The sequence below is a fragment of the Streptomyces sp. NPDC053513 genome (assembly GCF_044544765.1).
GTDB classification, from domain to species: domain Bacteria; phylum Actinomycetota; class Actinomycetes; order Streptomycetales; family Streptomycetaceae; genus Streptomyces; species Streptomyces litmocidini.
This window is the reverse complement of sequence record NZ_JBITXP010000001.1, coordinates 181,009-196,484: the sequence shown is the minus strand read 5'-3', so window position 1 is coordinate 196,484 and position 15,476 is coordinate 181,009. Positions and strand designations below refer to the sequence as shown.

The window sequence follows — 15,476 nt, the reverse complement described above, 5'->3', positions numbered from 1 at the left end:
CGGGCCCGCGGGGGGGGGGGCCGGCGGGGGGGGGGGGGGGGGGGGGGGGCGGGGGGGGGCGCGGGCGGGGGCCGGGGGGGGGGGGGGGCGCGGGGCGGGGGGGGGGGCCCGGGGGCCCCCCCCCGCCGTACGGCCTGCCGGACGGCCGGTGTCCCGAGGGGCACCGGCCGTCTCCGTCAGGCCGGGGTCGGCGCCGGCACGCTCGTGCCGCGCAGCAGCCAGGTCGGGCCCTCGGCCCAGGCCCCGACCGTCTCGAAGAAGCGGGCGAAGTACGGCCCCTGGCAGTGCGCGTCGAACGCGGCCTCGTCGTCGTACGCCTCGTACAGGTAGAAGCGGTCGGGGTCCTCCGCGTCGGCGACGAGGTCGAAGGCGCGGGTGCCGGGCTCGTGGGCGAGCGACTGGCGCCCGTCCTCCAGCGCGGCGTCGATGAAGTCCTGGCGCCGTTCGGCGGGCACGTCGAAGGAGACGGCGACGGTGTACATGGTGTCCTCGCTTCGTAGGGAGAGGGATGGGAGGAAGGAAAGGGGTGGAGGGGGTGAGGGGCGGGGGCGGGCCGGTGCGGGCCCGCCCCCCCCGCGGCGTCAGGCGCGGGCCACGCCGTCGCGGCGGGCCGCCTCGGCGACGGCGGAGGCGACGGCGGGCGCCACCCGCGGGTCGAACGGGCTCGGCACGACGAAGTCGGCCCGCAGGTCGTCGCCGACGGTCCCGGCGATGGCCTCGGCGGCCGCGAGCTTCATGCCCTCGGTGATCGCGGTGGCGCGGGCGTCGAAGGCCCCCCGGAAGATGCCGGGGAAGGCGAGCACGTTGTTGATCTGGTTGGGGTGGTCGCTGCGGCCGGTGGCCACCACGCGCGCGTGGCGGCGGGCGACGGCCGGTTCCACCTCGGGCGTGGGGTTGGACAGGGCGAAGACGATCGCCTCCCCGGCCATGCCGGCGACGGCGCCCTCGGTGATCGTGGCACCGGACAGGCCGATGAACACGTCGGCGCCGCGCAGCGCCTCCTCGACGGATCCGGTGTAGCCGGCCGCGTTGCTCCACCCGGCGAGCGCCGCCTTGGCCGGGTTGAGGTCGTCCCGTCCGGCGTGGACGATGCCCTTGCTGTCCGCGACGGAGATGTCACCGATCCCCGCCTCCTTCAGGATCCGGCTGACGGCGATGCCCGAGGCGCCCGCTCCGGCGACCACGGCGCGCAGCTCGCCGAGGTCCCGCCCGGTCAGGCGGGCGGCGTTGCGCAGGGCGGCGAGGGCGACGACGGCGGTGCCGTGCTGGTCGTCGTGGAAGACGGGGATGTCGAGGGCCGCGCGCAGGCGGTCCTCGATCTCGAAGCAGCGGGGCGCGCTGATGTCCTCCAGGTTGATGCCCCCGAAGCCGGGGGCGAGCCGGATCACCGTCTCGACCAGCTCGTCGACGTCCGTGGTGGCCAGGCAGACGGGCACCGCGTCGACGCCGGCGAACTGCTTGAACAGCAGGGCCTTGCCCTCCATGACCGGCAGGGCGGCCCGGGGGCCGATGTCGCCGAGGCCGAGGACGGCGGTGCCGTCGGTGACGACGGCGACGGTGCGCGCGGCCCAGGTGTAGTCGTGGACCAGGTCGGGGTCTTCGGCGATGGCGGTGCACACGCGGGCGACGCCGGGCGTGTAGGCGAGGGACAGCTGCTGGGGGTCGTCGACGCGGACGGTGGGGGTGACGGCGAGTTTGCCGCCGCGGTGCAGGGCGAAGGCCGGGTCCAGGTCACGGGGGTTCGCGGTGCTCGCGGACATGAGGGTTCCTTGGATCGAAGGGTGGCGTATCTGATGCCCATTCGATCCCAGTCTTATATAAGAGATCTTATAGAACAAGCGGATCCGGCCCCCGTCCCGGATGCGGGACGGGGGCCGGGACGGAGCCGGGGGCGGGCGGCCGCTTCTCGGCTACTTCTTGGCGGCGGCGGGCTTGAAGCCGGCCAGCGCCGCCGAGCACGCGTCGAGCCGGGTCAGGAACTCCGCGGCCTCGCGCGGCTTGAAGCAGCCGGCCAGCAGGCCCTCCACCTCCTTGACCGCCTCGTCGGCGCGCCGGACCAGCGTGCTGCCGGTCCGGGTGAGGTGGGCCTCCAGGATGTTCAGGTGGATCGGATGGGGCCGGCGCTCGACGAGGCCCCGGCCCTCCAGGGTGGAGAGGACGGACGACATCGTCTGCGGTGTGACCATGCCGCGGCGCGCGAGGGCCGCTCCCGACAGTCCCGGCTGCTGCTGCAGGGCCAGGAGCACGTTGTACTGCGGGACATTGATCTTGAACGGCCGGAGCGCGGCATGCTTGGCGGAGGTGAGCTCCTGCTCCACCCGCTTGATGCGGTCCCCGATGCGTTCTTCCATCGCCGATGACGCCATGACTCGAAGGTTACCCCGCATATCTCTTATTGGTGCATGGCATCTGAGAACAGTCTTGTTTCAGATGTGCACCGCCGTCCCGATGGCACGCGCACCGCGCTGATCAGCGGCGTCGCAGCGCCGCGTCCGCCAGGTGCGGCGGCGTGTAGTCGGCGTCCGACGGGTTGAGGTCGGTGCCGGGCGGGACGAGTTCGTCGATCCGGTCCAGGATCGCGTCGTCGAGTTCGACGTCGGCGGCGGCCAGCAGGTCGTCGAGCTGCTCGACGGTGCGCGGGCCGATGATGGCGCTGTCGACGGCCGGGTGGCTGAGCACGAAGGCGAGCGCCAGGTGGGTGAGGGGCAGGCCCGCCTCCGCGGCGAGCTCGATCAGGTCCTCGACGATCTCGTACTTGCGCGCGTTGCCCGGCAGGCTCTGGTCGAACTTGTGCGAGATGAGGTCGCGCCGGAAGGCGTTGAGTTCGAGCGGCGTGCTGCGGCGGTAGCGGCCGGTCAGCCAGCCGCTGGCGAGCGGGCTCCAGGTGAGCACCCCCACGCCGTACTTCTGCGCGGTGGGCAGCACGGACCGCTCCACGCCCCGCATGAAGACGGAGTAGGGCGGCTGCTCGGTGTGGAACGGCACGTGGCCGCGGCGCTCGGCCGTCCAGCGGGCCTCCACCATCTGCTCGGCGGGGAAGTCGGAGCTGCCGATGGCCATGACCTTGCCCTCGCGGACCAGGTCGGAGAGGACCGACAGCGTCTCGTCGATGTCGGTCGTCGGGTCGGGCCGGTGGACCTGGTAGAGGTCGATGCGGTCGGTGTCCAGGCGGCGCAGGCTGTCCTCGACGGCCTGCCGGATCCAACGGCGCGAGTTGCCCTGCCGCAGCCCGCCCTCTCCCATCGGGAAGTGGACCTTGGTCGCCAGGACCACCTCGTCCCGTCGGCCCTTCAGGGCCTTGCCGACGATCTCCTCCGACTCGCCGGCGGAGTACATGTCCGCCGTGTCGATGAGGGTGACCCCCGCGTCCAGGGCGGTGTGGATCAGGCGCTCGGCCTCCTGGTGGTCCGGGTTTCCCCAGGCGCCGAGCATCATCGTGCCGAGGGCGACACGGCTGACCGTGATGCCGGTGCGTCCGAGAGTGGTGGTGCGCATGGTCGTTCCTCTCCGTCGCCGCGGGATGCGGCTCTCTCTGTGTAGTCTACTGACACTTATTCGATGTCTTATGTCTATGAGGGGGCTGATTATCATGTCGGAGCTGGGGGAGTTCCTCCGTGACCGGCGGGCGGCGCTCAGTCCGGCGGACCTCGGTCTGCCCCCGGGGGTGACGCGCCGTCGGGTGCCGGGCCTGCGCCGCGAGGAGCTCGCGCTGCTCGCGGGGATCAGCGCCGACTACTACGCCCGTCTGGAGCAGGGGCGCGTCCGCACCGTCTCCGAGGCCGTCTGCGCGAAGGTGGCGGCCGTCCTCGGGCTGGACGAGCGGGGCAGCGCCCGGCTGCGGGCCCTCGCTCGGCCCGGGGGGCCGGGAGGTCGCCCCGGAGTCCTGGAGGAGCGTCCCGAGGTCCCGGGAGAGTGCCCCGGGGTCCCGGAAGCCCGTCCCGGGCCGCTCCGGCTGCTGGCCGCGCTCCGCCACGCGCCCGCCGTCCTCCTCGGCGGCCGTACGGACGTCCTCGCCTGGAACCCGTGCGCGCGGGAGGCCCTGGTGGACTTCGCCGCCCTGCCCGCCGCCGACCGCAACCTCGCCCGGCTGGTCTTCCTCCCCCTCCCGGCCCGGCCGCCGGCCCTCCGCGGCGAGGACACCGCGGAAGCGGTGGTGGGTGCCCTGCGCGACCACGCCGCACGGTGCTCCGACGACCCGCTCCTGGCCGGCCTCGTCCGCGAACTGTCCTCCCACAGCCCCGACTTCGCCCGGCGCTGGTCCGGCCGGGGCGCGCCCGGGGGTGCCGCCGGTGCCCCGTGCGCCGAGCGTCCCGCCCGTGGTGAGGCCGGCCACCACCTCGAAGTGCTCGTCCCGTGGGGCGAGCCGGACCGGCTGCTGTTCACGTACCTCCCGGCCGCCGGCGCGCGGCGGCCCGCCGCGGCCGGCGATCCGGGGCCGGGGGCGTACGGCCCCGGCGCGCACACGGCAGGGCCGGGCCCCGGGGAGGGATGATCCCTCGGGGTCCGGCCCTGGTGGGGGGATGCGGAGCCGCCCGGGGGGAACGGGCGGCTCCACGCGGGGGGTCAGGCGGCGGAGACCGGGCCCTCGCCGGCGCCGGTGGTCTCGATGGCGCGGGCGATCTCGGCGAAGTCGGCCGGGGTCAGTTCGAGCGTCGAGGCGGCGATCCAGCCGTCCACCTGCTGGGGGGTGCGGGCGCCGACGATCGTGCCGTCGAGGCCGGGCCAGGCCAGCGCCCAGGCGACGGCGACGGCGCCGGTGGAGACGCCGTGCCGCTCGGCCACCGGGACGAGGGCGGCGGCGAGGGCGAGGTTGGCGTCCAGGCCGGTGGTGAAGTCGGGGTGGGTCTTGCGCCAGTCGTCGTCCGGCAGGGAGGCGGCGCGCTCCTTGGAGAACGCGCCGGTCAGCAGGCCCGACTGCATGGGCGAGTAGACGATGACGCCGGTGCCCGCCGCCTTCGCCTGCGCGATCAGCTCGGCGGAGGAGCGGTTGATCGCCGAGAAGGGCGGCTGGACGACGTCCACGTGGGCGACCCGCTCGGCGGCGGCGACCTGCTCGGGGGAGTGGTTCGACAGGCCGATGGCGCGGACCTTGCCCTCGGCCTTCAGGTCGGCCATGACCTGCCAGTACTCCTCCAGCGGCGTGGCGCCCCGCGCCGCCGCCTGGGCCTGGGGGTCGTTGTAGTCGAGGGCCTCGCCGCCGGTGTCCGGCCAGTGCACCTGGTACAGGTCGATGCTCTCGACGCCGAGGCGGCGCAGGGAGCCCTCCACCTCGCGGCGGACGCTGTCGGGCCGCATCGAGTTGCGCGGCGGGGCGGTCGGGTCGTTGTCGTCCCAGACCAGGCCGCACTTGGTGAACACGTACGGGCGGTCGGCCTCGGGGAAGTCGGCGATGGCCTTGGCGATGACCTCCTCGGAGTGTCCCAGGCCGTAGACGGCGGCGGTGTCGATCCAGTTGACGCCGGCCTCGACGGCGTGCCGGATGGCGGCGACCGAGGCGGCGTCGTCCTGGGAACCCCAGGCGTAGTGCCAGCCCCCGCCACCGATGGCCCAGGCCCCGAAGCCGGTGCGGCTGATGGTCATCGAGGTCGTGCCGAGCTGCTTGGCAGGCAGTGTCATGGAACTTTCAACCCTCCACTTGCTGACGGTGATTCGAGGCTGACTCTATATAAGAGATCTTATGTATGCAAGCGCTTCTGCGGACGCTCCGGTTCTCCGGTCGCGGGCCGATGCGCGGCGGGGTGCTGTTGACGGTGAATGTAAGGCGTCTTATGGTCATCTGCTGTCTGATTGTATGGGGACTGCGAGGGGGAACGATGAGGAACGAAGCCGACCGGGGCAGGCGCGACCTCCCCCCACGCGCCGTCGCGGTCGTCGGCATCGGCTGCCGCTTCCCGGGGGCGGACGGCCCCGACGCGTTCTGGCCGCTGCTCCACGACGGCCGCGACGCCCTCACCGACCGGCCGGCCGGCCGCGGACCGGCCCGCGGCGGGTTCCTCGACCACGTGGACCGCTTCGACCCCGACTTCTTCGGCATCTCGCACCGAGAGGCCGTGGCCATGGACCCGCAGCAGCGCCTGGCCCTCGAACTGGCCTGGGAGGCCCTGGAGGACGCCAGGATCCCGCCCCACCGCCTCGAAGCCGGCCCCACGGGCGTCTTCCTCGGCGTGACGGCCGACGACTACGCCACCCTGCTGCACGACCTGGGCCCCGACGCGGTGACCGGCCACACGCTCACCGGACTGCAGCGCGGCGTGACCGCCAACCGGATCTCCCACGCGCTCGGCCTGACCGGCCCGAGCCTGGTCGTGGACACCGGACAGTCCTCGTCGCTGACCGCCGTGCACCTCGCGTGCGCGAGCCTGCGCGACGGCACCTCCGACCTCGCCCTCGCCGGCGGCGTCAACCTGATCCTCGCGCCGCGCAGCACCCTGACCCTGGAACGGGCCGGAACCCTGTCGGCGGACGGCCGTTGCTTCACCTTCGACGCGCGCGCCAACGGCTACGTGCGCGGCGAGGGCGGCGGGATCGTCGTCCTCAAGCTCCTGGAACACGCCGTCCGGGACGGCGACCGCGTCCACGCCGTCATCCGCGGCAGCGCCCTGAACAACGACGGCGCCACCGAGACCCTCTCCACCCCCGGCCGCGCCTCGCAGGAACGGCTGCTCCGTGCCGCCTGCGCCGACGCCGGCGTCGCACCGGGCGAGATCCAGTACGTCGAACTGCACGGCTCCGGGACACGGGTCGGCGACCCGGTCGAAGCCGCCGCGCTCGGCGCGGCGCTGGGCTCGGCCCGTACCGGGGACGCACCCCTCCTGGTCGGGTCGGTGAAGACCAACATCGGCCACCTGGAAGGCGCCGCCGGCATCGCCGGCCTCATCAAGACCGTCCTGTGCGTCAGCCGCCGCGCACTCGTGCCCAGCCTGAACCATTCCGGCCCCGGCGAGCGGATCCCGCTCGACGAACTCCGCCTGCGGGTCAACACCGAGACCCGGCCCTGGCCGTCCCCGCAGGCACCGCTGGTGGCCGGGGTCAGCTCGTTCGGGATCGGCGGCACCAACTGCCACGTGATCCTGACGGACTGGCGGGGCGCCGAGGCGACCGACGGAGCCGGCGGGAGCGATGCGGCGGGCGGAAGCGATGCGGCAGGCGGGAGCGATGCCGTGGGCGGGAGCGATGCCGCCGGGGGGAGTGCGACGGCCGGAGGGGGCGGCGCGGCCGGGGTGAGCGGTACGGCCGGAGAGGGCGGCGCCGGCCCGGTCCCCTGGGTCCTGTCGGGACGCGACGAAGCCGCCCTGCGGGACCAGGCCGAACGGCTGCGCGCCCGGCTGGAGGTGCGCCCGGACCTCGGGACCGCGTCCGTCGGCCGGTCGCTGGCCGTCACCCGCACCACGTTCGCGCACCGCGCCGTCGTCGTCGCCGACGACCGCGACGGCCTCCTCGCCGGGCTGGAGGCCCGGGCGGCCGGCCGCCCGTCGGCGGCCGTGACCGAGGGCCGCCACGAGGGGCCACCGGTCCGGCCGGTCTTCGTCTTTCCCGGGCAGGGCTCCCAATGGGCGGGCATGGCGGCGGAGTTGCTCGACACCGAGCCGGTCTTCGCCGACCGCCTCGCCGCCTGCGCCGACGCCCTGCGCCCCCACACCGGCTGGTCGGTCACCGACGTCCTGCGCGCCGTCCCCGGCGCGCCGCCGCTGGAGGGCGACGAGGTGATCCAGCCCGCCCTGTGGGCGGTGATGGTGTCGCTGGCCGCACTGTGGCGCGCGGCCGGCGTGGAACCCGCCGCCGTGGTGGCCCACTCACAGGGCGAGATCGCCGCGGCCACCGCCCTGGGCGCCCTCTCCCTCCAGGACGGCGCGCGGATCGTGGCCCTGCGCGCCCGGACGCTGCGCCGGATCGCGGGGCGGGGCGGACTGCTGTGGGTGGAGGCGCCGGCCGAACGGGTGGCGCGGGACCTCCGCACGGTCGCCCCCGCGTCGGCAGTCGCCGCGGTCAACGGCCCCGCGCACACGGTGGTCGCCGGGCCGGTCGCCGAACTCGACGCGCTGGCCGCCCACTACGGGCAGCAGGTGCGCACCCGCCCGGTCCCCGTCGACTACGCCTCGCACAGCGCGGACGTCGAGGAGCTGCGGGAGGAGCTGCTCGCCGCCCTCGCCGGGATCGCCCCGCGCTCCGTCGACGTGCCCTTCGTCTCCACCGTCACCGCCGAACCGATCGACACCGCCGCCCTGGACCCCGCCTACTGGTTCCGCAACCTGCGCGAACCCGTGCGGTTCGGACCGGCCGTCGAGAGGCTGCTGGGCGCCGGCCACACGACCTTCCTGGAGGTCAGCCCGCACCCCGTCCTCACGACGGCCGTCCGCCAGGCGATCGACCTGCGCGGCGGCGACGGGGCCGCGCTGGGCACGCTCCGGCGCGACCACGGGGGCCGGCGCCGGTTCCTCACCGCGGCGGCCGACGCCTTCGTGCACGGCGCCGCCGTCGACTGGGCCTCGCTGCTGTCGCGCTCCGCCCCCCTGGTCGATCTGCCGACCTATCCCTTCCAGCGCCGCTCCTTCTGGCCCGCGGGACTGCCGGGGGCCACTGGGGCCACCGGGGTTACCGAGGCCACCGGGGCCATCGGGGAGGCACCGGACGGGCCCCCGCCCCCGGCCCCGTCCCCGGCCGCGCCCCCGTCCGGGGACCCGCGAGCGGTCCTGGAGCAGGTGCGAAGCCTCACCGCCGTCGTGCTCGGCGCCGGTTCGGCCGCCGACGTCGGGCCCGGCCTGACCTTCCGGGAACTGGGCCTGGACTCGGCCATGACCCTCGAACTGCGCGACCGGCTGTCGACCGCCACGGGGCTCCGGCTGGAGAGCACCTTCCTGTACGACCACCCCAGCCCGGCCGCCGCGGCCGCCGCGATCACCTCGATCGGCGCTGCGGGCGAGTCGCCGACGGGCCGTTCCCCCGAGGCCGCACCGGAGCCGCCCGCCCCCGCCCGTACCGACGTCCCCTCCGCCACGGGAGCCCCGGACGACGACTCCGACGACGCCCCGGACGACGACCCCGTCGTCATCATCGGCATGGCCTGTCGCTTCCCCGGCGGGGTGGGGTCCCCCGACGACCTGTGGAACCTGGTCGCCACCGGCACCGACGCCATCGGCGACTTCCCCGAGGACCGCGGCTGGGACCTGGCGGCCCTCCAGCACCCGGACCCGGAACGCGCGGGCACCTCGTACGTGCGCCAGGGCGGTTTCCTGCGGGACGCGGCCGGTTTCGACGCGGAGTTCTTCGGGATCAGCCCGCGCGAGGCGCTCGCCATGGACCCGCAACAGCGGCTCCTCCTGGAGGTCGCCTGGGAGGCGCTGGAGCGCGCCGGGATCGACCCCGCGACGCTGCGGGGGAGCCGTACGGGAGTGTTCGCCGGGGCGATGCACTCCGGTTACGGGCCCGGCATGGAAGCGGCCGGACCCGGTGTCGCGGGCCACCTCCTCACCGGCACCGGCGTGAGCGTGGTCTCCGGCCGGATCTCCTACGTCCTCGGCCTGAACGGGCCCGCGCTGACCATCGACACCGCCTGCTCGGCGTCACTGGTCGCGCTGCACCAGGCGGTGCGGGCCGTACGCGGGGGAGAGTGCGCGCTCGCCCTGGCCGGAGGGGTCACCGTCATGGCGACCCCCGGCATGTTCGTGGAACTCTCCCGCCAGCGGGTGCTGGCCGCCGACGGCCGCTGCAAGGCCTTCTCCGCCCGGGCGGACGGCACCGGCTGGGCCGAGGGCGCGGGCATGCTCGTGGTCGAACGGCTCTCGGACGCCCGCCGCCACGGCCACCCCGTCCTCGCGGTGATCGCCGGCAGCGCCGTCAACTCCGACGGCGCCTCCAACGGGCTCTCCGCCCCGAGCGGCACCGCCCAGCAGCGCGTCATCGAGGAGGCCCTGGCCGACGCCGGCCTGACCCCGCGACAGATCGACGCCGTGGAGGCGCACGGGACGGGCACCGCGCTCGGCGACCCGATCGAGGCCAACGCCCTGCTGGCCGCCTACGGACGCGACCGCGACCGGCCCCTGTGGCTCGGCTCCCTCAAGTCGAACATCGGACACGCGCAGGCGGCGGCGGGCGTCGGCGGCGTCATCAAGATGGTCCAGGCCCTCCGCCACGCGACCCTGCCCGCCACCCTGCACGCCGACGAACCCTCCCCGCACGTGGACTGGGACTCCGGCGCGGTGGCCCTCCTCGACCGCTCCCGCCCCTGGCCGCCCACCGGCGCGCCGCGCCGCGCCGGCGTCTCCTCGTTCGGCATCAGCGGCACCAACGCGCACGTGATCCTGGCCGAACCGCCCCCCGCGCCCGAACCCGCCGAGGAGCCGGCGCGGCCGCCCGTGGTCCCCGTGGTCCTGTCGGCCCGGACCACGGACGCGCTGCGGGAGCAGGCCCGCGGGCTGGCCGCCGGACCCCTCGACCCGGTCGGCGCGGCACCCGCCCTCACCACCAGGGCCTCCCTCGACGAGCGCGCCGTGGTGATCGCCGCCGACCGGCGGGAGGCCGTGCGCGCCCTGGACGCGCTGGCCCGCGGCGAGGAGGCCCCCGGCCTCGTCACCGGCCGGGCCGCCGAGCCCGGCCGGACCGTGCTGGTCTTCCCCGGCCAGGGCGGCCAGTGGCGGGGCATGGCGGCACGGCTCGCCGCCGAGAGCCCCGTCTTCGCCGCCCGCCTGGCCGAGTGCGAGCGCGCCCTCGCCCCGTACGTCGACTGGTCGCTCGCCGACGTCCTGGCCGGCGAGCCCCTGCTCGACCGGGTCGACGTCGTACAGCCCGCCCTGTGGGCCGTGATGGTGTCGCTGGCCGCGCTGTGGCGGTCGGCCGGCTTCGTCCCGGACGCCGTGATCGGCCACTCCCAGGGCGAGATCGCCGCCGCCGTCGTGGCCGGGGCGCTCTCCCTCGACGACGGCGCCCGCGCCATCGCGCTGCGCAGCGCCGTCGCCGTCGACCTGATGGGCAAGGGGAGCATGGCGGTGGTCCCGCTGCCCGCCGAGCGGGTACGGGAACGCCTCGGCGCCCTCCTCGCCGTCGCCGCCGTCAACGGACCCTCCACCACCGCCGTGGCCGGCCCTCCGGACGCGATCGCCGCCCTGGTCGACGGCTACCGGACCGAGGGCGTCGACGCCCGCGTCATCCCCGCCGCCTTCGCCTCGCACAGCCCGGCGGTCGAACCGATCCGCGACCGGATCCTCGCCGGCCTCGCGTCCCTGACGCCGCGCGCGGGCGAGATCCCGATGATGTCCTCGGTCACCGCCGACTGGCAGGAGGGCGCCGGACTCGACGCCTCGTACTGGTACCGCAACCTGCGGCACACGGTCCGCTTCCAGGAGGCGGCCCAGGCGCTCGTCGCCTCCGGCCACACCACGTTCGTGGAGGCCGGCCCGCACCCGGTCCTCACCGGCGCCCTCGGCCAGATCCTCCAGGAGGCCGGAGCCGACGGGATCGTGACCGCCTCCCTGCGCCGCGACGACGGGGGCCTGCGCCGCTTCCTCACCTCCGCCGCCGAGGCGTACGTCCGGGGCCTGCCCCTGGCGTGGGAACGGCTCACCGGCCCGGTCACGGACACCGACGGCCTCCTCGCCCTCCCCACCTACCCCTTCCGGCACCGCCGCCACTGGCTCATGCCCACGGCCGGCCCCTCGGGCGCCGTCGAACTCGGCCAGGACCCGGCCGGTCACCCCCTGCTCGGGGCGGCCGTCGACCTCGGCGACGGCGAGACGGTGTTCACCGGACGGCTGTCCATCCGCACCCATCCCTGGCTGGCCGACCACACGCTCGCGGGCGGGGCCGCCGTGCCGGGCACGGCATTCCTGGAGATGGCCCTGCACGCCGGCGCGACGGTCGGCACGGCACGCGTCGAGGAACTGACGCTCCTCGCGCCCCTGGAACTCCCGCGGGACGGCGCCGTCGACCTGAGGGTCAGGGTGGCTGCCGAAGACGCCGCCGGGCTGCGCGCCTGTCGGGTGTCGAGCCGGGCGCCCGGCGGGGAATGGACCGAACACGCCCGAGGCACCCTGGGCCCCACCCGACTCGTCCCACCGGCCTCCGTCTCTCCGGCCTCCGTCCCGGAGAGCTCCGTCTCACCGGCCTCCGTCTCTCCGGTCTCCGCCCCAGCCGCCTCTGCCTCTCCGGCTCCCGTCCCACCGGCCTCCGCCTCTTCGGCCTCCGGCTCTCCGGCCCCCACCCCCTGGCCGCCCGTCGGCGCGGCGTCGGCGTCGGCGCCGGTGTCGGTGTCGGTGGCGCGTCTGTACGAGGACCTCGCCCTGCGCGGCCACGGGCACGGACCGGTGTTCCAGGGGCTCCGGGCCGCCTGGCACCACGGGGAGGAGTGGTTCTCCGAGGCCGTCCTCCCCGAGCCGGAGGCCCCGCACGCCGGCTCGTACCACCTCCACCCCGCCCTGCTCGACGCCTCCCTGCACGCCCAGGCCGCGGAGGCGCTCGGCCGCCTGGGCCGGCCCGTGCAGCCGCTGCGCTGGCGAGGCGTGACCCTCCTCGGCGCGGGCGGCCACGCCTCCTTGCGGGCGCACGCGCGGCCCGCCGACGACGGGGGGACCTCCCTCACCCTGCTCGACCCCGCCGGAAAGCCCGCGGCCCTCGTCGAGTCGCTGGAACTCCTCCCGGTCACGACGGCCCGCTCCCTCGATCCCGCCGCCGCGGCCCGCGACTCCTTGTTCACGCCGGACTGGGAACCGCTGCCCACCACCTCCGCCGGGGGACCGGCCTACCGGGTGCCGGTGCCGTGGGACGCGTACGAGCCGGACGCGCCGCTCGCGGCGGCACGGCCGGCCGGGGACGCCGTCGTGGCCTGCCCGGGCGGCGCGGACGCCTCCGACGTGCCGGCGGCGGCCAGGGACGCGGTCCGCCGCACGCGGGACCTGCTCGCCCGGTGGCTCGCCGAGGACCGGCCCGCCGGGGCCCGGCTGGTCCTGGTCACCCGGGGGGCCGTCGCGGTCCGGCCCGGCGAGACCGTGACCGACCTCGCGCAGGCGGCGGTCTGGGGCCTGGTGCGGACGGCACAGGTCGAACACCCGGGCCGGTTCGTCCTGGTCGACCTCGGCCCGGAGACCGCCGGGGTCCCGGCCGCGGCGACGGCGTCGGACGAACACCAACTGGCGGTCCGCGACGGCGCGGTCCTCGTGCCCCGCCTCAAGCCCGCCGCCGGCGGCCCCGCCCTGCCGCTGCCCGGGGACGCGCCCGCCTGGCGCCTGGACATCCCGGAACGCGGCACCCTGGCCGCCCTGGAGATCCGGCCGTGCCCCGAGGCCGCCGCCGAACCCGGACCCGGCCGGGTCCGGATCGCGGTCCGCGCCGCCGGGCTCAACTTCCACGACGTCCTCGGCGCGCTCGACATGCACCCCGGCGACCCCGGCCCGCTCGGCCTGGAAGGCGCGGGCGTGGTGACCGCGACCGGCCCCGGCGTCACCGGACTGGCCGTCGGCGACCGGGTGATGGGCCTGTTCTCCGGCGCGTTCGCCGACCAGGCCCACGCCGACCACCGCACCCTCGTCAAGATCCCCGACGGCTGGTCCTTCACCCAGGCCGCCGCGGTGCCCGTCACCCACATGACCGCCCTGCACGCCCTGACCGAACTCGGCGGGACGGCCGCGGGCGACCCCGTCCTGATCCACGCCGGCGCGGGCGGCGTCGGCATGGCCGCGGTCCAGCTGGCCCGGCACCTGGGCGCCGACGTCCACGCGACCGCGAGCCCCGCCAAGTGGCCCGCGCTGCGCGCCCTCGGCCTGACCGACGACCGGCTCGCCTCCTCCCGCGAGCCCGGCTTCGGCGCCCGCTTCGGCGCCGGCGGCCGGCGCATGGCGCTCGTCCTGAACTCCCTCACCGGCGAGCTGCTCGACGAGTCGCTGCGGCTGCTGCGGCCCGGCGGCCTCCTGGTCGAGCTGGGCAGGACCGACCCGCGGGACCCCGCCGAGGTGGCCTCCGCGCACCCCGGCGCGCGCCACCGGGCGTCCGACCTCCTCCAGTTGCCGCCCGAGCACCTCGGCCGGCTCCTGAACCGGGTGGTCGAGCTGTTCGCCGAGGGCGTCTTCACCTGGCCCGCCGTCACCGCCATGGACGTCCGGCACGCGCCCGAGGCGTTCGGGCTGCTGCGGCAGGGCGCCCACGTCGGCAAGGTGGTCCTCACCGTCCCGCCGGTCCTCGACCCGGACGGCACCGTCCTCGTCACCGGCGGCACCGGCGCCGTCGGCCGGGCCCTCGCCCGCCACCTGGTCACCGCCCACGGCGCACGACGGCTCCTGCTGGCCTCCCGCCGCGGCGGTGACGCGCCGGGCGCCGCCGGTCTCGCGGCCGAACTGGCCGGCCTCGGCGCCCGGGTGGACTTCGCGGCCGTGGACGTCGCCGACCGGCGGGCCGTCGCCGCGCTGATCGACGCCGTGCCCGAACGGCACCCGCTGACCGCGGTGGTCCACGTCGCGGGCCTGGTGGACGACGCGCCGGTCACCTCGCTGACCCCCGGTCAGATCGACCGGGTCATGCGCGCCAAGGCCGACGCGGCCTGGCACCTGCACGAACTGACCGCGGGCCACCCGCTGACCGCGTTCGTCCTGGCCTCCTCGGTCATGGGAACGCTCGGCGGGGCCGGCCAGGGCGGCTACACCGCCGCCAACGCCTTCCTCGACGGGCTCGCCCGCCACCGCCGGACGCGGGGCCTGCCCGCCCTGGCACTGGCCTGGGGCCTCTGGGACGACCCGGACGGCATGATCGGCGCCCTCACCGACGCCGACCGCGCCCGCTTCGCCCGGGCCGGCCTGGTGCCGATGGCCCCCGACCACGGCCTGGCCCTCCTCGAGGCGGCGCTGCCGTCCCCGCACGCCGTCCTGGCCCCCGCCAGGTTCGACCGCGAGGCCCTGCGCGACCTGGCGGCGGACCTCCCGCCGGTGCTCCGCGAAGTGGCGGCCGGCGGCCCGGGACGGCCCGGGGGAGACCCCGGCCGCCGGCGGCCGAGGCCGCTGCGGGAGGAGCTCACCGGCCTGACCGCCGCGCGACGGGCGGAGGTCCTGGCCGACCTGGTCCGTACCCACATGGCCGCCGTCCTCGGCACCCACCCCGAGAAGATCGTGGACGACCGGCCGTTCGGCGAGCTCGGGCTCGACTCGCTCACCTCGGTCGAGTTCCGCAACCGCCTCAACGCGGCGACCGGCCTCGAACTCCCCGTCACCCTCCTCTTCGAGGCCCCCACGCCGCCGGAGGTCGTCGCCGTCCTGGACGCCGGACTCGCCCTCGGCGAGGAGACCCCGGCCGACCCGCCGACCGGGGCCCGCGAAACGGCCGCGGTCGCACCCCCGGACGTCTCCGGGGACTCCAAGGGCTCCGGGGACTCCCGGGATTCCGGAGACTCCGGGGACTCCGAAGACTCCGAGGCGCGGGTGGCGGCACTCATCGAGGCCGCGACCGCCGACGAACTCCTCGACTTCATCGACCGCGAGCTCTCCGGCTCCTGACCCCGCGAA

Annotated in this window: 7 protein-coding genes; 2 read left to right on the top strand and 5 right to left on the bottom strand. The window is 76.0% G+C overall.

The window, feature by feature from the left end; translation table 11 throughout:
• Positions 1-176 precede the first annotated feature (176 nt).
• The 4 genes from ACIGW4_RS00805 to ACIGW4_RS00790 form a co-directional block, all read right to left on the bottom strand.
• Positions 177-482 (bottom strand): putative quinol monooxygenase, encoded by a 306-nt coding sequence (locus ACIGW4_RS00805; RefSeq protein ID WP_359591038.1) that lies wholly within the window; start codon positions 480-482, stop codon positions 177-179.
• Positions 483-581: 99 nt separating this feature from the next.
• Positions 582-1,760, bottom strand: coding sequence for an NADP-dependent malic enzyme (locus tag ACIGW4_RS00800; RefSeq protein ID WP_123455917.1), 1,179 nt, complete (start codon positions 1,758-1,760; stop codon positions 582-584).
• Between the two features lie 150 nt (positions 1,761-1,910).
• On the bottom strand, positions 1,911-2,366 hold the full coding sequence (locus ACIGW4_RS00795; protein ID WP_123455918.1) for a MarR family winged helix-turn-helix transcriptional regulator: 456 nt from the start codon (positions 2,364-2,366) through the stop codon (positions 1,911-1,913).
• Positions 2,367-2,469: 103 nt separating this feature from the next.
• Complete coding sequence (locus ACIGW4_RS00790) at positions 2,470-3,495, bottom strand: aldo/keto reductase (RefSeq protein ID WP_399577542.1); 1,026 nt, start codon at positions 3,493-3,495, stop codon at positions 2,470-2,472.
• A gap of 94 nt (positions 3,496-3,589) precedes the next feature.
• Between ACIGW4_RS00790 and ACIGW4_RS00785 the strand changes: the two genes are divergently transcribed.
• Positions 3,590-4,492 carry a helix-turn-helix domain-containing protein gene (locus ACIGW4_RS00785; protein WP_398710542.1) on the top strand — a complete coding sequence of 301 codons (903 nt, stop codon included), beginning with the start codon at positions 3,590-3,592 and terminating at the stop codon, positions 4,490-4,492.
• A 71-nt stretch (positions 4,493-4,563) separates the two neighbouring features.
• On the opposite strand, the gene ACIGW4_RS00780 is transcribed toward ACIGW4_RS00785, so the two are convergent.
• Positions 4,564-5,616 carry an aldo/keto reductase gene (locus ACIGW4_RS00780; protein ID WP_221211250.1) on the bottom strand — a complete coding sequence of 351 codons (1,053 nt, stop codon included), beginning with the start codon at positions 5,614-5,616 and terminating at the stop codon, positions 4,564-4,566.
• A 197-nt stretch (positions 5,617-5,813) separates the two neighbouring features.
• Here ACIGW4_RS00780 and ACIGW4_RS00775 point away from each other — a divergent pair, with 197 nt between their 5' ends.
• Positions 5,814-15,467 (top strand): type I polyketide synthase, encoded by a 9,654-nt coding sequence (locus ACIGW4_RS00775; protein ID WP_399577538.1) that lies wholly within the window; start codon positions 5,814-5,816, stop codon positions 15,465-15,467.
• Positions 15,468-15,476 lie beyond the last annotated feature (9 nt).